Origin of the sequence: Aggregatibacter kilianii (assembly GCF_003129965.1) — a bacterium.
In the GTDB taxonomy this organism is placed as follows: domain Bacteria; phylum Pseudomonadota; class Gammaproteobacteria; order Enterobacterales; family Pasteurellaceae; genus Aggregatibacter; species Aggregatibacter kilianii_A.
In genome coordinates, this window is record NZ_NRCJ01000011.1 from 86,833 (window position 1) to 105,566 (window position 18,734).

Sequence of the window (18,734 nt, forward strand, 5' to 3'; positions counted from 1 at the left end):
AAAGGATTAGTTAGACGTATCCAATTCCGGGAAAGATTTCACCAAATCATCAACCGCTTTCATTTGGCTAACAAAGGCTTCCAGTTTATTTAACGGCAATGCCGACGGACCGTCACATTTTGCGTTATTTGGATCCGGATGCGCCTCTAAGAATAAACCTGCCAAGCCCACCGCTAAACCGGAACGGGCAAGTTCGGTCACTTGCGCACGACGACCGCCGGAAGCCGCACCGAACGGATCGCGGCATTGCAGAGAATGGGTTACGTCAAAAATCACCGGGCAACCTTTGGAAATATTTTTCATCACACTGAAACCCAGCATATCCACAATCAAATTGTCGTAACCGAAATTCGTGCCGCGATCACACAAAATGACTTTATCATTGCCGCATTCCGCGATTTTTTCCACAATATTGCCCATTTGTCCCGGGCTTAAAAATTGCGGTTTTTTCACATTAATCACCGCACCGGTACGTGCCATGGCTTCCACCAAATCCGTCTGACGGGCAAGAAACGCCGGCAGCTGAATAATATCCACCACCTCGGCAACCGGCTGACATTGATAAATTTCATGCACATCGGTGATGATTTTCACGCCGAACGTTTGTTTTAATTCGGCAAAAATCTTCAAGCCCTGTTCCATGCCGGGGCCACGATAAGAATGAATGGAAGAACGGTTCGCCTTGTCAAAAGACGCTTTGAACACATAAGGCACCCCCAGTTTTTGAGTCACCTCCACATATTTTTCGCACACACGCATTGCCATGTCGCGACTTTCCAGCACATTCATGCCACCGAATAAAACAAAGGGTTTGTCATTGGCAATTTGAATATCGCCTAATTGAATGAGTTTATTTTGCATACGCTTTCCTTATTTATTTTCCGTTTGCGCCCGACAACCTAATGTCACGCGCTCATTATTTCCGTAATCCCGCAAAGTTTCAACCGCCGACCAACAATTCTCGAGGAAAATCGACCGCACTTTTTCGCCCTGCTGCCAACCGTGCTCCACCAACAAATAGCCGTTCGCTTGCATGAATTTCGGTGCATTGGTGATAATGTGCCGCAAATCCGCATAGCCTTCCTCGCCCGCCACCAACGCGGACAACGGCTCAAACCGTACGTCGCCTTGCGCTAAATGTTCATCCTTTTCATCAATATAAGGCGGATTGCTGACGATCAAATCAAACGATCCCGCGACGTTTTCAAACCAGCGACTTTGCAAAAATGTCACCTCCAACTGATTTTTCTCCGCGTTGGAGGCAGCCAATGCCACCACATCCGGCATCAAGTCCACGCCGATAATCTCCAGTTTAATCTGTTGCTTTTGGGCAAGCGGTTTTAGCTCCGACGCCAATGCCAAGGCAATCGCCCCCGTTCCGGTGCCGAGATCTAAGATACGAAACTTATCTTCGCTCCCTCCGTTTACGGGGGGAGCTGCCGAAGGCTGAGGGGGGGAAATCTGTCTATTACGTTGCAATAGATTCATTTTACTCATGGCAATGGCCACCGCCCGCTCCACCAAAATTTCCGTATCCGGACGGGGAATCAGCGTTTCCGCCGACACATTGAGCGGCAATGACCAAAATTCTTTTTCGCCTAAAAGATAAGCGATAGGCTCGCCCTGCAAACGGCGGGATAAAAGTGCGGTCAGTTTTTCCAGTGTTTTTTCATCCAATGCCGTTTCACCGAACGCCAAAATCGCCGCTCGGGATTTTTGCGTTACCCATTGCAATAGCACCTGCGCATCGGTTTTGCCGTTCTCGGCGGGATTCGCCTGATTTAACGCTTGGGCGGCTTGTTGCAGCCACTGTTGATAGTTCATTTTCATCAAATAAAAATGAACGAGCCGTTAAGCTCGTTCCTGTGATTAATTCTGTTCGGACAATGCCGCCAACTGATCCGCCTGATATTCGGTGATAATCGGTTGAATCAAGTCATCAATTTTACCGTTCATGACTTCATCTAGGCGGTAAATCGTTAAATTAATGCGATGATCGGTGACGCGACCTTGCGGGTAATTGTAAGTGCGGATTTTGTCGGAACGGTCGCCGGAACCCAAGAGATTGCGACGGGTGTCCGCTTGTTCCTGCGCCAGTTTTTCCTGCTCTTGTTGCACTAAGCGGGAAGCCAATACAGAAAGCGCTTTGGCTTTATTTTTATGTTGTGAACGCTCATCCTGACATTCCACCACCATGCCGGTCGGGATGTGGGTAATACGCACCGCGGAATCGGTTTTATTGATGTGCTGACCGCCCGCGCCCGAAGCACGATAGGTGTCGATGCGCAAATCCGCCGGGTTGATTTCCGGCATTTCCGATTCCGGCAATTCGGGCATCACGGCAACCGTACAGGCGGAGGTGTGAATTCGCCCTTGGGATTCGGTTTTCGGCACACGCTGTACACGATGACCGCCCGATTCGAATTTTAATTGACCATACACGCCGTCACCGCTAACCAGGGCGATAATTTCTTTAAAACCGCCCTGCTCGCTTTCATTCTCGCTGAGCACTTCTACGCGCCAGCGTTTGGTTTCCGCATAACGGCTGTACATACGGAATAAATCGCCTGCAAAAATCCCCGCTTCATCACCGCCTGTGCCGGCTCGAATTTCCAAGTAACAGTTATATTCGTCATTCGGATCTTTCGGCAATAATAAAATTTGCAAATGCTGCTCAACCTGTTCCAACTCGGCTTTAGATTCTTCGATCTCCATTTGTGCCATTTCTTTCATTTCAGGATCGTCAAGCAGAATCTGCGCTTCTTCTAAGTTGGAATTAAGCTGATTCCAACGATTAAAACTTTTTACCACATCTTCCAGTTGGGCATATTCTTTGGAATAGGCACGGAATTTATCTTGATCACTGATAACGGAAGCATCGCCAAGCAAGGCTTCCAGCTCTTCATAACGTTCTTTTAAGCTATCTAATTTATTGATAATTGAGGGTTTCATTATTTGACCTTCAGAAGGAAAGTGGAAAAGGAAATAAAAATCGGGGCATTCTAGCACAGAATGGAAATGTTGTTGAAGTTTAGGTAATAAAAAAGGCTTTTGGATTTTGCCAAAAGCCTTGTGTGAATAGATTGAAATTAAAGTGCGGAAACGTTCAAACGTGAACCGCCGACGATACGCACGCGTGCGCCCGGTACTAAGTTAGATTCGGCTTTTTGCACTACAACGATTTCTTTGCCGTCATCTTTTTTGATCACCATTTCCAAAGCTTCCACCTGGCTGGCTTTTTCTTCCACTTTGCTACCGATGACCGCACCGGCAACCGCGCCGATTGCGCTGGCAAGCACTTGTCCCGTACCGCCGCCGATACCGGAAGCGGCAATACCACCGATAGCACCGCCACCGACGGTGCCGATCACGCCTTGGTTATCCGCTTGGATTTTCACCGGACGGGTGGAAACGATAGTACCGTAGCTAATAGAACGCGCTTCTTTCGCTTGCTCCGAAGAATACACGCTACCGCTATACACGTCTTGGTTGGCACAACCGACAACGGTTAAGCCGACTAAAACAGCTAATGCGATTTTTTTCATAAATGCTCCTTAAATTATAAGAGGGTCAAATCAAGCGTATCATACCGCGTTAATGATGTGTTTGATACTGTATGGGTGAAACTTAATGCAAGTATGGTTACCTATTTTATTCGAAAAACTTATCGCAACGGATAAATTTTCTAATTTTTCACCACTTGCTTTTGGTTTGCTCGCTTTGACTGTTAAATCTGAAAATTGGTTCCGCAAAAACGATTTTTTTATGCGCGCCATCCACGCCTCTGCCGTTTCTTTCACCAAAAACGGCACAACCACTTCAATATGCTCCCAGGTTTCCTGCGGATACTGCTTGTCTTTAGGCAACGGCAATTCCACCACATCCACCCATTGTTGCGCAAAACGCAAAGGCTCATGCAACCGAATCAAATAAATCACCCGCCCGTTGACCACATTATCGCTCAACACCGAACCATGTTCTAAGAGTAACGCCAGCCATCTCTTTGCCGTTTGCTCGGTATTCACGCGCAAAGACAGATGATCGATTTCATATTGGGTTAAATCCAAATCTATTCGTTGCGCCAAGGCGTGAATTTTTTGCTCAAAATCTTCAAAATCGGTGAAAAGTGCGGTCTGTTTTTCAAACATTTTATGCGGAACTTGAAACGACATAATTTTCCTTTTTGGCTTTTCTGAAAGGTGAAAGAACGGTATTATATCCAGCTATTTTTATCAGCCCAACTTATTTCAAAAATTTAAGGTTCAGCCGTGAATATTCAATCTATTTTATCCGACAAAATTAAACAGGCGATGCTTGCCGCCGGCGCCGATGCGCAATGTGAGGCATTGGTGCGCCAATCAGGCAAAGTGCAGTTCGGTGATTATCAAGCCAACGGCATCATGCCTGCCGCCAAAAAACTGGGTTTAAACCCGCGTGAATTTGCGCAAAAGGTGTTAGAACACGCCGAATTACAAGACATTGCAGAAAAAACCGAAATTGCCGGCCCGGGCTTCATCAATATTTTCCTGAAAGAAACATGGCTTGCGGACAACATCAATAATGCCGTCAAAGATCCGAAACTGGGCGTGCACAATCACGAGAAACAAACCGTCGTCGTGGACTACTCTTCCCCGAACGTTGCCAAAGAAATGCACGTGGGACATTTACGCTCAACCATTATCGGTGATGCGGTGGTGCGTACCTTGGAATTTTTAGGTAATCACGTTATCCGCGCGAACCATGTGGGCGACTGGGGCACGCAGTTCGGTATGCTCATCGCCTACTTAGAAAAAATGGAAAACGAACACGCCAGTGAAATGGAATTAAGCGACTTGGAAGCCTTCTATCGCGCGGCGAAAAAACATTACGACGAGGATCCGGTGTTTGCCGAAAAAGCCCGCAATTATGTGGTAAAACTGCAAGGTGGCGACGAGTATTGCCGTACCATGTGGCAAAAACTGGTGAAAATCACCATGCAGCAAAACCAACACAACTACGATCGTTTAAACGTCACCCTGACGGAAAAAGACGTGATGGGCGAAAGTCTGTATAACCCAATGTTGCCGGGCATTGTAGAAGATCTGAAAAAACAAGGTTTAGCCGTGGAAGATGACGGCGCATTAGTGGTGTATTTGGACGAATTTAAAAATAAAGACGGCGATCCGATGGGCGTGATTGTACAGAAAAAAGACGGCGGTTTCCTTTATACCACCACCGACATTGCCGCCGCCAAATATCGCTATGAAACCTTAAAAGCCGACCGCGCTTTAGTGTTCTCCGACACCCGCCAAAGCCAGCATATGCAACAGGCGTGGCTTATTACACGCAAAGCCGGTTATGTGCCGGACAGCTTCCAACTGGAACACAAAAACTTCGGCATGATGTTGGGCAAGGACGGCAAACCGTTCAAAACCCGTAGTGGCGACACCGTAAAACTGGCGGATTTATTGGACGAAGCCATTGAACGCGCCGGCGTATTAATCTCGCAAAAATCCACCGCACTTTCCGATCAGGAAAAAACGGATGTGATTGAAGCGGTGGGTATCGGCTCCGTGAAATACGCCGACTTATCCAAGAACCGCACCACCGATTACGTGTTCGACTGGGACAACATGCTGAGCTTTGAAGGCAACACCGCACCTTATATGCAATACGCTTATACCCGCATTCGTTCCATCTTTAATCGTAGCCAAATCGCCCCAAGCGATGTGGAACAGGCGCAATTAACCCTTAGCGATGAAAAAGAACGTGCGCTGGCGATCAAATTATTGCAATTTGAAGAAGCCATTCAGACTGTCGCTAAAGACGGCACGCCGCATGTGCTTTGTGCTTATTTATACGAATTGGCAGGCGTGTTCTCTTCATTCTACGAACACTGCCCGATTCTGAATAACGAAGATCAGCAGGTGAAATTAAGCCGTTTGAAATTGGCGTTATTAACGGAAAGAACCTTAAAGCAAGGATTGGACTTACTCGGCATTAAAACTGTCGAAAAAATGTAATCTTATTAATAGACCACATCCCGCTTTTAATGAGCGGGATTTTTTTATCTTTGGAAAATGAAATAGAAATCAGGAAAAATCAGGCAAAAAAAAGTGCCTCACAGGAGGCACTACTCGGAAAGCAAAATATGTTTGGCTATTTATATAGCACTTGTTTTTGTTGGCGCTAAGAATACTCCGAGCGCCATCACAAAGCAAATGAATTTCATAAAAAATGTGATATAAATCACTGATTTACAAAAAATTTACCTTAACTAAAGTTGGCTTTACAAAATAGAAGTGCGGTTGAAATTTACAGTGAATTTCGACCGCACTTTAGTTTATTGAGTGGAATATTATGATTGTGTGTCGTTCTGAATTAATGACCCATTGACATCATGCCAAGGAATAACATTGAAACAACCTGCTCTTCCGGAATGACTTGACCGTTCAATTTCAATTGACCGTTTTCCAGTACTAAATCCAATTTCACCTGTTTACCGTCTTCTACTAATATGCCTTGCAAAACGCCGGTTTTCACACCTTCATTGACTTGCGTCGTTGCCATTTTCACGGCTTGTTCTTTATCAAGCTGTTGCAATTGCAATGCCGTTGCGGTTTCTTCAATTAACGCCTCTTTGTTGGCGTCAATTTTGAAAATGAAGTGGTTAAACAAACTGAAAACTTTGCCTTTACTGATGGCATTTTCAAAATCGGAACTTGCAATGGAAATATCCAAGTTTGAGGTCAACTTACCGGCTTGGTTGGTGAGCGTCGGATTCAAAATAAACTGCGGCTGAGTGTCAATGAATTTTTTGGTCGCCTGTACTTCGGTTTCGGTAAATTCTTCCTGTTGTTTTTTCGCCGCTTCGGTATAAACCTGAAGCAAGTGATTGAAGGTTTCGCCGTCAACGTGATTAAACGCCGTATCAATGGCTAAATCACCAAAATTGGCACCACGAACGGTAATACCGTTAAATGCTATTTTCGCGCCGGAATCCAAGAATTTATCTTTTCTGACTGTGTCAAAATCCATTTTCCAGTTTTTAAATTCAATATTATTGGTTTTTCCTTCGGAATCCGTGGCGTTGATTTTAATTGCGCCGCCGGACAGGGACTGTTTGCCGGTAGTAATATATTCCCATTCCGGAATCCGTTGGTAGTCGGCATCAATTTTCAAGTCGTTAAATTCAATAGCGCCTTTTTTGTCAAACTCACTATACAGGATTTTATCCAGCGCAAAATCCAGCTTATTAATGCCTTCACGCACAAAGCCGAATTTCATATCAAAGCCGTTTACCGCCAATGTGCCTTTTTTCATTGCCGCTTCAAAAGGCACAAGCTCAATATCGGATGAACCGCTTTGGTTGTAACCGACGGATGTGGTCACGGTAATCGGCGTCTTGCCTTTGGTAGCATCAAACCAAGGCGTTGTGGTTTCGTTTTTGGTAATTAAATCCACGCTGGAGAACATACTTGGCATGAGGTTGAAATGAGACAATTGATTTAATGGCAACGGACCATGATATAACGTACCTTCAAACGGCAACGTCCAGGTTTTGTTAGGGTTGTCTAACTCAGCAACCAAGATTTCATATTTGGTTTTAGAAGTGAACAAACCGCGCTCAAAAGAAACATTATCAAAGCGAATATCTAAGCCTAAAGAATAAGCGGATTTATTTATATCTTTATTGGCAAGATTAATTTGACGGGCAAATTCCGTTTCGGCGACTTTACCGGTGTACCACGCACCACCTGTCCAAGCCGCACCTAAAGCAATAACAACGCCTAAAGCTAATGCCGATTTTTTCATACAATGTGTCCTTATATAAATGATAAGCAATAAAATAAGTTCGGCTAATCTAGCACAAATAAAAAAGGGATCAATTCATTCGCAAAATAAAAGTAAATTTTTTTTAAATTTTTCCCTTGAAGTTCATATTTTTAACCTTATTTTACGAAAACGAACAGGAAATTGACCGCACTTTTCACAGGTTAAAATTTTTTAAAAAGATGACTTGAAATGCGGAAAAGCATCCACATCTTACAACTTGTAAATCATTACACCGAATTAAATTTCACTAGGAGAAAACAAATGGGAAAAATTATTGGTATTGACTTAGGTACAACCAACTCTTGCGTTGCCGTCATGGAAGGTGATAAACCTCGCGTAATCGAAAACGCAGAAGGCGATCGTACTACCCCGTCAATCATTGCTTATACAAACGATAACGAAACTTTAGTGGGTCAACCGGCAAAACGTCAGGCGGTGACCAACCCGAAAAATACCTTATTTGCGATTAAACGTTTAATCGGTCGTCGTTTTGAAGACGAAGAAGTGAAACGCGACATTGACATCATGCCGTTTGCTATCACTAAAGCGGACAACGGCGATGCTTGGGTTGAAGTGAAAGGTGACAAATTAGCGCCTCCGCAAATTTCTGCCGAAGTATTGAAAAAAATGAAAAAAGCTGCCGAAGATTACTTGGGCGAACCGGTGACCGAAGCGGTGATTACCGTTCCGGCATACTTTAACGACGCACAACGTCAGGCAACCAAAGATGCCGGTCGTATTGCAGGTTTAGACGTTAAACGTATCATCAACGAACCGACTGCCGCCGCATTGGCTTACGGTTTAGATAAAGGCACAGGTAATCACACGATTGCAGTTTACGACTTAGGTGGCGGTACATTTGACTTATCCATCATTGAAATCGATGAAGTGGGCGGCGAAAAAACCTTTGAAGTGTTGGCAACCAACGGTGATACCCACTTAGGTGGTGAAGACTTCGATAACCGTATCATCAACTATTTAGTAGATGAGTTCAAAAAAGAACAAGGTATCGACTTACGCAACGACCCGCTTGCAATGCAACGTTTGAAAGAAGCGGCAGAAAAAGCCAAAATCGAGCTTTCTTCCGCACAACAAACCGATGTTAATCTTCCGTATATCACGGCGGATGCAACCGGTCCTAAACACTTGAACATCAAACTGACTCGCGCAAAATTAGAGTCTTTGGTTGAAGATTTAGTGGCGAAATCCCTCGAACCTGTACGCATTGCGTTAAAAGATGCGGGCAAATCTCCGTCTGAGATCGACGATGTGATTTTAGTGGGCGGTCAAACCCGTATGCCGCTTGTTCAACAAGAAGTGGAAAAATTCTTCGGCAAAGCACCTCGTAAAGACGTGAACCCGGACGAAGCGGTTGCAATCGGTGCCGCAGTGCAAGGCGGCGTATTAGCCGGTGATGTAAAAGACGTATTATTGTTAGACGTGACGCCGTTATCCCTTGGTATTGAAACCATGGGTGGCGTGATGACGACCTTAATTGAGAAAAACACCACGATTCCAACTAAGAAATCACAAGTGTTCTCCACAGCGGAAGACAACCAAAGTGCAGTAACCATCCATGTGTTACAAGGTGAACGTAAACAAGCGTCAGCCAACAAATCTTTGGGTCAATTCAACTTAGAGGGCATCAACCCTGCTCCACGCGGTATGCCGCAAATTGAAGTGACTTTCGACATCGACGCCGACGGTATTATCCACGTTTCTGCGAAAGATAAAGGCACAGGTAAAGAACAACAAATTACCATCAAAGCCTCTTCCGGTTTAAGCGATGAAGAAATTCAACAAATGGTACGCGATGCTGAAGCAAACGCCGAATCTGACCGTAAATTTGAAGAATTGGTACAAGCACGCAACCAAGCGGATCACTTAGTCCACAGCACGCGTAAACAATTGGACGAAGCCGGCGACAAAGTGCCTGCAGCAGATCGCGGTGCAATCGAAAGCGCATTAAGCGACTTGGAAAAAGCGGCAAAAGGCGAAGATAAAGCCGTTATCGAAGCGAAAATCAAAGCACTTGCCGAAGTAGCACAAAGACTTGCACAAACCGCTCAACCACAAGGCGAGCCGCAACAACAAGCGCAAGGCAACAGCCAACCGAATGACGACGTTGTTGATGCTGAGTTTGAGGAAGTAAAAGATAACAAATAATTGATTTGTTAGATAATAACAAAGGGCGTATGATTACGCCCTTTTTGGCTATTTACTGACAGTAATCCTAGGGTAACAAGTTACCCTAGGTTAAGCATAATTCAGCCCCTTTGGGGCTGAGGAATAGAAAAAGTGCGGTTGTTTTTTTGATTGTTTTGTAAAGGTTGGATCCTGTGCCCGACCACATTAAAACATTTTAAATTTTGACCGCACTTTAAAACCCCCCCTAGCCCCTCTTTATCAAAAAGGGGGAATATTCGGAGAAAAAATAAAACGGGGTCCCCGTATAAATCGCCTGAGCGACTTACAATTTTTAGCTAAATTTCGCCTGTCTGAGCGTAGCGAGTTCGAAATTTAGCGTTAAGAAAATTGTAACCAAGCGAAGAAAAGCGATTTATCCGGGGTGCACTTTTCTTTGCTTACTTTCTTTTGGGCAAGCAAAAGAAAGTAAGTCGCCCATCGGCGAAACCGATAAACAACATTCAAGGACGTATGTAATACGCCCCTACATCCATACAAAAAGCAAACAAGACCAAAACGGAAAAACCTAATGGCAAAACAAGACTACTACGAACTCCTCGGCGTCTCCCGATCCGCCGATGAAAAAGAAATTAAACGCGCGTACAAAAAGCTCGCCATGCAATATCACCCGGACAGAACCAAGGGTGATAAAGAGAAGGAAGAAAAATTCAAAGAAATTCAGGAAGCCTATGAAGTACTGAATGATAAAGAAAAACGCGCAGCCTATGATCAATACGGTCATGCCGCATTTGAACAAGGCGGTGGGTTTGGTGGCGGCGGTTTTGGCGGCGCGGATTTCGGGGATATTTTCGGCGATATGTTCGGGGATATTTTCGGTGGTGGCGGACGCGGGCGCCAGCGCGTTGTGCGTGGCGATGATTTACGCTACGACATTGAAATCACGCTGGAAGAAGCCGCCAAGGGCACAACCAAAGACATTAAAATTCACACTTTAGCCCCTTGCGGAACCTGTCACGGCACAGGAGCTGAGGCCGGTTCGAAAGTAGAAACCTGCCCGCATTGTCATGGTTCCGGTCGTTTGCGTCGTCAACAAGGTTTCTTTGTGACCGAACAACCATGCCATTTCTGCCATGGTACGGGCAAGAAAATCGAAAAACCGTGCAAAACCTGTCACGGCGACGGCAGAGTTAACAAACCGAAAAATCTTTCCGTTAAAATCCCGGCAGGCGTGGATACCGGCAATCAATTACGTTTGTCAGGCGAAGGTGCGGCAGGTGAAAACGGCGCGCCGGCAGGCGATTTATATGTAGTAATTCACGTTAAAGAGCACCACATTTTTGAACGTGACGGTAGCAACCTTTATTGCGAAGTGCCGATTAGCTTTACCATGGCGGCACTCGGCGGTGAAATTGAAGTGCCAACGCTGGATGGTCGCGTGAAATTAAAAATCCCGGAAGAAACCCAAACCGGCAAATTATTCCGTATGCGCGGTAAAGGCGTGACCTCCACCCGTAGTGGCTATGCCGGCGATTTGATTTGCCGAATCATTGTGGAAACACCGGTGAAATTAAACGAAGAACAGAAAGAATTGTTACGCAAACTGGAAGAAAGCTTGGAGGGGCAATCCAAACAACGCCCGAAATCCTCCAGCTTCCTAGACGGCGTAAAACGATTTTTTGATGATCTGACGAAGTAATTTTCAAACCTTAGAAGCAAAAGTGCGGTAGAAATTCTTGGTGTTTTTCTACCGCACTTTTATTTTCTCTAATTTGATGAGCCTGCTATGGTCTGTTAGAATGCCGACATATGCTTAATAAGATTATTGAGGGAAAATATGTTAACGCTTTCAGCCCAACAAATTGAACGCCTAAATGCCTTAATGACGCTCGGCGGCTTCCAATCAGAAAATGAATTATTTAATGAGATGCTGGCAAATTTTGAATATCAACAACAATTAAGAGAATTAAGAAAATCAATTCACGCCGGTTTGAACAGTGGAGAATTTGAAGAAGTTAAAGATATTCCGGCATTTTTTACATCATTAAAGAATGGTGTTGATAATAGCTAAGAAACTCTATCTCTCCCCTCTGGCAAAAAAGATTTAGAGAATATATTTCGTTATGGTATTACAGAATTTGGACATAAAAGTGCGGTTATTTTTCTAGATAAATTTGAAAAAGCATTTTCACAGTTATGTACATTTGAGCTTGGTACGCCTTGTTATTACATTCTCTCTAATTTATATCGTTATGTTGTAGAACACTATGTAGTATTCTTCTTTCGCTCATCCAATGAAATTAAAATTATTCGTGTACTACACGGTTCACAAGACGTTAAAAATAAGTTTTAAATCTTATTAGCAAAAAAAGACCGACTTAAAGTCGGTCTTTTTGATGAGTGTTAACCCAAATTAGAAGAATACGCGTAAACCTGCACCGTAGATGTTTTCGTTGGTACGTTGACCAAGGTTATCTTTGGAAGTTGCACGAGTATATTGTACGTAAGGAACTACGTTTTTATGAAGTTTATAGTCAACAACTGCAATGTAATGGTTTTTGATAGTTTTGCCATCATCTTGAGCTTGAGGTACGCTAGCAGCGGTATCATATTTCTTGCTCAAACGCTCCCATTGCAAACCAAATGTTGTCGGAATACCTGTAAGAGCATTTAAGTCATACTTAGCTTCTAAGAAAATATATTTAAATTTATTGTTGTCGTCTTGGGATCTATATTTTTGAACACCTTGACCATAAGCTGCACCTAATTTCAATGCATCTAATTGATAGTGAGTTGCTACAACCCAAGTGTGATTCTTCTGATTAGTTTCAGAATCTGCCTGAGTATCAAACTGATCTACTGTATAAACCGCTGCAACATCAAATTTGTGATCTTCAGCAATCTCATAGTTGTAGAATGCACCTACTTGATAACCATTTTTATAGCGGTTTGTTGCAGTACGTTTCTCTGCATTACCAAATAAATAGTCAACACCGAAGCTAAAACCATTGAAGTCTGCAGAACGGAATTGAACAGATTTATCAGAACGAGTTGTTAATGGATTCAACTCACCTGATTCATAATATAAGCTGTCTCCTACTACATCATCTGCTGTAGTTGCTTGACGACCAAAGCTCAATTTACCTACATTTTCAAATCCTAAACCAACGAATAATTTGCGGGTTGTAGGATCACCAAAATCATTTTGAGCATTTTGTTTGTTTTTATATGCATCTCTTTCAAAACGCAATTCGTAACCTGCAAAGGCAGACAAACCATTATCTAACTCTTGAGATGCGTTAATTTTGATACGGGAACCATCGTTTACTAGGTCGCCACGTTGATTTGAACCTAATTTACCTAAGAAAATACGTAGTGAACCACCAAGTTCAACTTTAGTACCATCTTGATTATAAACTGTTGCAGCACTTGCTGTGCCGGTTGCTGCGAATGCAGCGATTGCTAATGCGATTACTGTCTTTTTCATAATCTTCATTCCTTTTCAGAAATCATTTGTTATTAGGGTAAAACTGAACTTTTCAAAAATGAATAGTCCAAGCTACTTCTTTTTGAAGTGTCGCAATCTTGGCAAAGAAAAATAATAGTGTCAATCGAAAGTTCACTTTTTTGTTTCAATTTTCTGATACAGATCACGTTTTCAGCATAAAAATGCGCAAAAGATAATCATAATTTGATTATTTTAAACGCATAAACCCTTTTCTTAAATCTTCAATTAAATCATCAACATTTTCTAATCCGATATGCACTCGGATTAATGTTCCCGTTAATTTTCGTTGAATATTCGGACGGATTTTAGCTATTTCTTCCGGTTGGTTATACAAAATCAAGGATTCAAAACCGCCCCAAGAATATGCCATGGTGAATAATTCAAAATGATTCATGAAGGCTTCTAACTGTTGTTGTGTAAGCTTTTGTTTTAATTCAAAAGAAAATAACCCGCTGGCACCAAGAAAATCCCGTTTAAAAAATTCATGCCCGGGGCAACCAGGCAATGCGGGATGATACACGACGCTGACTTCCGACTGTTGTGCCAGCCATTGTGCTACTTTTATGCTACTTTCTTCATGTTGTTTTAAGCGAATGCCTAAGGTACGCAAACCACGCGCCGTAATATAGGCGCTATCGGCATCCACCATTTGCCCCATTAAATAGGAATGTTCGCGCAATTTGTCCCAACAACGGGCATTCGATACCGCCGTGCCAATCATGATGTCGGAATGCCCCACCAAGTATTTTGTGCCCGCCTGAATGGAAATATCAATGTCATGGCCTAAGGCGTTAAACAGCACACCGCCAGCCCAAGTGTTATCAATCATGATGACGATGTCAGGGTTCACCGCCCGCACGGCTTTCACCATAGCGGGAATGTCCGGTACCTCCATAGTTAACGAACTTGGTGCTTCAAGAAACAAAACTTTGGTATTCGGCTGAACCAACTCGGCAATTTGGCTGCCCATCATCGGATCATAAAAGGTTGTGGTGACGCTCAGTTTTTTCAGCACGATATTGCAAAAATCCTGTGTCGGTTCATAAGCCGCACCGGTCACTAAAATATGATCGCCGCTTTGTACAAAAGAGAGAATACTGTTAGTTACTGCTGCCGCACCGCATGGATACAAATAACACCCTGCGCCACCTTCCAATTCACACATGGCATCCTGCAAAGCAAAATGGGTTAATGTTCCTCGTCTGCCGTAAAACAATTCACCTTTGGCGCGGTTAATCGTGGCGTGTTTTTTATCGGCCAAAGAGTCAAAAACCAATGAAGAAGCACGTTGTACCACCGGATTGACGGAACCTTGGGTGTAACGCTTTTTTCTGCCGGCGTGAACCAATGTTGTGGCTAAAGAGCATTTTTCTGACATGAGACATCCTTATAAAATGAAGTAAAAGTGCGGTTAATTTAAAACGCATATTAACGCTAATCGACGTTGATAACAAAACCCTTTTTTACTGCAAAATTTTGCGAAATTACCATTTTAAAAACCCGTAATCTGATTTAGAATAGCTCTCCAATCCATAAGCAACCTAAAGCAATCCTATGAAATTCAACATCCCCATTTTTCTGACGATATTTCGGGTAATTTTAATTCCTTTCTTCGTTATCGCTTTCTACCTTCCCTTTGATTGGGCGCCTTTCTTAACCACTCTGATTTTTTTCATTGCCGGTGTGACCGATTGGTTGGACGGCTATTTAGCGCGCAAATGGAAACAAACCACCAGTTTCGGGGCATTTTTGGATCCCGTTGCGGATAAAGTGATGGTAGTTGCAGGGCTTGTACTGGTTGTGGAATATAATCACACTTTTTGGATCACGCTGCCGGCGATCGTCGTAATTTCCCGTGAGATCATTATTTCCGCTTTACGCGAATGGATGGCGGAATTGGGCAGTCGTAGCAAAGTGGCGGTTTCTTGGATGGGCAAAGTAAAAACTACTTCACAAATGTTAGCATTGGGCGGGTTGCTGTGGCGTTATAACATTTACATGGAAATTGCCGCTATCATTCTGCTTTATATCGCTGCGATTTTAACCATTTGGTCTATGTTGCAATATCTCACAGCGGCAAAAGAGAGCTTATTGGAAGACTTCCGCAAGTAAAGTGCGGTCATTTTTTAAAAAGTTTTTAAAGTATAGTAAACAACCGAACCTCAATTTGAATTTTTTTTAAGCAGTTAAATAAATTTTTAAAATTTCCGTTTGACTCACAATAATAAATCCGTAAAATGCACACCGTTCTTTAGCACTGCTAAATGATGACGCGGGAATAGCTCAGTTGGTAGAGCACGACCTTGCCAAGGTCGGGGTCGCGAGTTCGAGCCTCGTTTCCCGCTCCAAGCCCGAGTGGTGGAATCGGTAGACACAAGGGATTTAAAATCCCTCGCCTTTCGAGGCGTGCCAGTTCAAGTCTGGCTTCGGGCACCATTTTAAAAACAATCCACCCTTTAAAAATCCTTATTTAATATCAATCCTTTAGGGTCGTTAGCTCAGTCGGTAGAGCAGCGGACTTTTAATCCGTTGGTCGAAGGTTCGAATCCTTCACGACCCACCAAAATTTCAAAAGTGGCTGTTAAGTGGCTGTTTTTATCCCTACATTATCAGTTCTAAATTTTGTTCCGGTGGCTGTGTCGCCACTGCTTAACTGTAAAGCAAAAATGCCAAAAATCGCCACGTAAAATTCAAAATTTCATTTTAAATCAATTAAGTGCGCACAAACGGACGGGAAAGCAGATCTTTTTTTAACTGAAAAACACTGAAAAAACGTGAAATTTTTACAGTTAAGATCTTTTATAGATCCCTTTTACGCCAAGGCTTCACCGCTGAAAATTAACTGAAAAAACGTGATTTTTTTTTGCAAAATCGGCGGGAGGGGAAGTGGATTTTACGTGACGCGCTTTTTTGCGTGAAAATTTAACGTGATATGCAATCCGACCGCACTTTATACGATTATTATTTATTAATCAGTAAGTTATATTTTACGCGAACAATAAAAAACCCTAGGCATTGCCTAGGGTTCCCATGTGCTAATAAATTTCTAACCGTCTTTCTTTTGATGCTCTCTCATTACTCAATAATCGGCGTTAATCTCCCTTTGATATTTTCCGCCTTGGATGCCTGCGCCGAAAATGCACTTGATTGATCCGGTGTTGGTCCTCTGTGGGTGTGGGTTTCTAATGTTTTAGCCACATCATGCAAAAGTTGGATCGTTTCTTCTAGCAATCTGAAAATATTCTGCCCCTCTGTACCCACGTGGCTTTTCGGGGCGACGAATTTCATGCTTTCGGATGATACCCGTTGCGCCAGTCCGTTTATTCTTTCGGTTAACCCGCCCGCAACGCCTAACGTTTTATTGCTCGCCGTCACTTCTTCGATGTTACCCAAAACATGAACCGACTTATTCCCGCCCACGGTTTCTGTGCTGTCGGAATCGATGGTTTTCGTCGATGTGCCGATCTGCTTGGTTTCGGTGTCCGTTTGGATCACACGCTCGAATGATTTATCCGTAATACATTGATCCGTTTCGCGGGTTTTGTTGCCTGCCGCGTCGGTGCGCTCATACACTTCAGGGCGTTGCTGTTTTAACTGCTCGCCCACGGCGACGGCGGGAACCGTCTTGCCCTGCGCTAACATGGTGCGCACAAAAGGTTTATCGGATCGCCCGTAAGCAAAACCGATTTCGACCATCGTGCCCACTTCCGGAAACGCAAAATCTCCACCCTGTGAAGCGGTGCTCGTCACGGGCAACGGAACGGCGGGATAAACTGGAACCGTTTTATCTTCGTTGCCGTTTTCGTCCAGCAATTGCAATTCCACCGCGTATTTTGGGCGGAACGGGTCGGAAATATCGCCGCCGCCCGACGGATCTGCCACGCCGACCACTTTCGCATATTTCGGCAAGTGATACCCGCCCGCCAGTTCCGGAAAGGTTTTTTCCATTTGCCGCCGTTCCGGGCTTTTTTGTACGGGTTGCCCGTTTTTGTCTAAGTCGTCCCACTCCAACGTATAATCATCACCCGCAAGGGTCACGCTTTTGATTTTTTTGCCGTTAATTAGCGCACCGGGGCGAATCGCCGCCATGATCGGCAACGTCATATCATTGGAGCCACTGCGCAACGCCAATCCGCTATCTAACTGAATATTTTTACCGAACCAACGGGAATCATCATGCGACCCCACGAATAAAGACCCGTCAGCGGATTGTTGCCACATATAATTTTTAATTTGATATTGCCGCCCAATGTTCGCCAGTAGCTGATAGCCCGATCCGTTATGCGTAAAAAGCGGGATCGGATTATCCGCGTAGTCCGCCTGCGGCACTTTAACGGGGATTCCCGTTTGCTGTGTAATCCATGCCGCCAAATCGCGCAACGTGATATGTCGATGTGAACAACTTAGCGGGCGTTCGAAAATCGCCGCCTTTTCGCGGATAAACAACTTTTTATAGCCCTCGGTTGCGTCCTGCTCACGCTCTACGAAACCGTCGAACCATTTATAATAGTTGTCATATTCGCCCATCTCGAAGACCGCACTTTTCCCCACGCACTTTTCATCGGTGCGCACGGTGACAAAGCCGCGCCCGGTGTTGTTCAGTTCTAAAATGATATTTTCGTTAGCCAGATCTAATTCTTTGCCGCCGATGATGCACGTTTTTATGATTTTCATTAGCCTAACCCGCCTAATACGTCATCTATTTTTTTAGAAAGTGAGTTATCTTCTTTTTGCGCGTCTTCCGCCCCGCCCGTTTGTGCGGTCTGCGGTTGTGACGATTGCGCCACAGGGGCGCTTTCGCCCTGTGTTTTTACTTTCGGTTTTGTCTTCCGCGCCTCTTTCTTCTCAGCAACGGAATTTACTTCGCGCAATGTAAAGGACACTTGCCACGCCAAGCGATTTTCCATTTCCTGTGCCGTCACCGAATCGGCGAATTGCACTTCCCGCATATTCACCGCTTCCGCTGTGACGGAAGAAACCCGATATTTCGCCTGTTCGCCCTTGCCGTCTTCCGCTTCCGCTAAGTTAAAAAGCTGTGTCAGCCATTCTTTGCGGGCATACGGAATCAAGCCGCTAACCTGCAATTCCTTCGCTTTAACGCCCTTTTCGCTTTTTTTCGTACTTGATTTACTGCCGCTCATGTCTTTCTGTTCGCGCTTGACGCTAACCGACGTCATCAGATTGTGCATTTGACATCCTCCCCGCCCTAAAGGACGGGGATTCCTACTAGCTCCCCCGCTTTGCGTGGGCTACTCTCGGTGGGTTC

Annotated in this window: 16 protein-coding genes and 3 tRNA genes; 9 read left to right on the forward strand and 10 right to left on the reverse strand. The window is 44.3% G+C overall.

Going from position 1 to position 18,734, the window contains the following annotated elements:
* Window positions 1-6: 6 nt before the first annotated feature.
* The 5 genes from kdsA to DK430_RS09470 all read right to left on the reverse strand — a co-directional run bounded on the left by kdsA (window position 7) and on the right by DK430_RS09470 (window position 4,172).
* Window positions 7-861 carry a 3-deoxy-8-phosphooctulonate synthase gene (gene kdsA / locus DK430_RS09450; RefSeq protein ID WP_109078817.1) on the reverse strand — a complete coding sequence of 285 codons (855 nt, stop codon included), beginning with the start codon at window positions 859-861 and terminating at the stop codon, window positions 7-9.
* 9 nt (window positions 862-870) lie between these two features.
* Window positions 871-1,824: a peptide chain release factor N(5)-glutamine methyltransferase gene (gene prmC / locus DK430_RS09455; RefSeq protein ID WP_109078832.1), complete on the reverse strand. Its 954-nt coding sequence runs from the start codon at window positions 1,822-1,824 to the stop codon at window positions 871-873.
* Window positions 1,825-1,869: 45 nt separating this feature from the next.
* Window positions 1,870-2,952: a peptide chain release factor 1 gene (prfA, locus tag DK430_RS09460; protein WP_162616831.1), complete on the reverse strand. Its 1,083-nt coding sequence runs from the start codon at window positions 2,950-2,952 to the stop codon at window positions 1,870-1,872.
* Between the two features lie 137 nt (window positions 2,953-3,089).
* Window positions 3,090-3,545 (reverse strand): outer membrane lipoprotein, encoded by a 456-nt coding sequence (locus DK430_RS09465; RefSeq protein WP_109078818.1) that lies wholly within the window; start codon window positions 3,543-3,545, stop codon window positions 3,090-3,092.
* Window positions 3,546-3,584: 39 nt separating this feature from the next.
* Complete coding sequence (locus tag DK430_RS09470; RefSeq protein WP_109078819.1) at window positions 3,585-4,172, reverse strand: VOC family protein; 588 nt, start codon at window positions 4,170-4,172, stop codon at window positions 3,585-3,587.
* 96 nt (window positions 4,173-4,268) lie between these two features.
* On the opposite strand from DK430_RS09470, the gene argS reads away from it, so the two are divergent.
* The gene (gene argS / locus DK430_RS09475; RefSeq protein WP_109078820.1) at window positions 4,269-6,002 is read left to right on the forward strand and encodes an arginine--tRNA ligase; all 1,734 of its coding nucleotides are present in this window, start codon (window positions 4,269-4,271) and stop codon (window positions 6,000-6,002) included.
* Between the two features lie 358 nt (window positions 6,003-6,360).
* Here the strand turns inward: argS and DK430_RS09480 are convergent, their stop codons facing one another.
* Window positions 6,361-7,794: a YdgA family protein gene (locus DK430_RS09480; protein ID WP_109078821.1), complete on the reverse strand. Its 1,434-nt coding sequence runs from the start codon at window positions 7,792-7,794 to the stop codon at window positions 6,361-6,363.
* A gap of 282 nt (window positions 7,795-8,076) precedes the next feature.
* On the opposite strand from DK430_RS09480, the gene dnaK reads away from it, so the two are divergent.
* From dnaK to DK430_RS09500, 4 genes are all read left to right on the forward strand, one after another.
* On the forward strand, window positions 8,077-9,981 hold the full coding sequence (gene dnaK / locus DK430_RS09485; RefSeq protein ID WP_109078822.1) for a molecular chaperone DnaK: 1,905 nt from the start codon (window positions 8,077-8,079) through the stop codon (window positions 9,979-9,981).
* A 550-nt stretch (window positions 9,982-10,531) separates the two neighbouring features.
* Window positions 10,532-11,659 carry a molecular chaperone DnaJ gene (gene dnaJ / locus DK430_RS09490; RefSeq protein WP_109078823.1) on the forward strand — a complete coding sequence of 376 codons (1,128 nt, stop codon included), beginning with the start codon at window positions 10,532-10,534 and terminating at the stop codon, window positions 11,657-11,659.
* Window positions 11,660-11,797: 138 nt separating this feature from the next.
* Window positions 11,798-12,031 carry a hypothetical protein gene (locus DK430_RS09495; RefSeq protein WP_109078824.1) on the forward strand — a complete coding sequence of 78 codons (234 nt, stop codon included), beginning with the start codon at window positions 11,798-11,800 and terminating at the stop codon, window positions 12,029-12,031.
* Between the two features lie 57 nt (window positions 12,032-12,088).
* Complete coding sequence (locus tag DK430_RS09500; protein ID WP_239496808.1) at window positions 12,089-12,313, forward strand: type II toxin-antitoxin system RelE/ParE family toxin; 225 nt, start codon at window positions 12,089-12,091, stop codon at window positions 12,311-12,313.
* 60 nt (window positions 12,314-12,373) lie between these two features.
* Here the strand turns inward: DK430_RS09500 and DK430_RS09505 are convergent, their stop codons facing one another.
* Together DK430_RS09505 and metC are read right to left on the reverse strand one after the other, a co-directional pair.
* The gene (locus tag DK430_RS09505; RefSeq protein WP_109078825.1) at window positions 12,374-13,447 is read right to left on the reverse strand and encodes a porin; all 1,074 of its coding nucleotides are present in this window, start codon (window positions 13,445-13,447) and stop codon (window positions 12,374-12,376) included.
* 208 nt (window positions 13,448-13,655) lie between these two features.
* On the reverse strand, window positions 13,656-14,846 hold the full coding sequence (gene metC, locus DK430_RS09510; protein WP_109078826.1) for a cystathionine beta-lyase: 1,191 nt from the start codon (window positions 14,844-14,846) through the stop codon (window positions 13,656-13,658).
* A 176-nt stretch (window positions 14,847-15,022) separates the two neighbouring features.
* Between metC and pgsA the strand changes: the two genes are divergently transcribed.
* The 4 genes from pgsA (at window position 15,023) to DK430_RS09530 (ending at window position 16,031) form a co-directional block, all read left to right on the forward strand.
* Window positions 15,023-15,580 carry a CDP-diacylglycerol--glycerol-3-phosphate 3-phosphatidyltransferase gene (pgsA, locus tag DK430_RS09515; protein ID WP_109078827.1) on the forward strand — a complete coding sequence of 186 codons (558 nt, stop codon included), beginning with the start codon at window positions 15,023-15,025 and terminating at the stop codon, window positions 15,578-15,580.
* A gap of 160 nt (window positions 15,581-15,740) precedes the next feature.
* Window positions 15,741-15,816, forward strand: a tRNA-Gly gene (locus DK430_RS09520).
* 1 nt (window position 15,817) lies between these two features.
* A tRNA-Leu gene (locus DK430_RS09525) sits at window positions 15,818-15,904 on the forward strand.
* A 51-nt stretch (window positions 15,905-15,955) separates the two neighbouring features.
* A tRNA-Lys gene (locus tag DK430_RS09530) sits at window positions 15,956-16,031 on the forward strand.
* Between the two features lie 512 nt (window positions 16,032-16,543).
* Here DK430_RS09530 and DK430_RS09535 read toward each other — a convergent pair.
* Window positions 16,544-18,142 carry a hypothetical protein gene (locus DK430_RS09535; protein ID WP_109078828.1) on the reverse strand — a complete coding sequence of 533 codons (1,599 nt, stop codon included), beginning with the start codon at window positions 18,140-18,142 and terminating at the stop codon, window positions 16,544-16,546.
* Complete coding sequence (locus tag DK430_RS09540) at window positions 18,142-18,657, reverse strand: baseplate complex protein (RefSeq protein WP_109078829.1); 516 nt, start codon at window positions 18,655-18,657, stop codon at window positions 18,142-18,144. The genes DK430_RS09535 and DK430_RS09540 overlap by 1 nt, the downstream gene beginning before the upstream one ends.
* Between the last annotated feature and the right edge of the window lie 77 nt (window positions 18,658-18,734).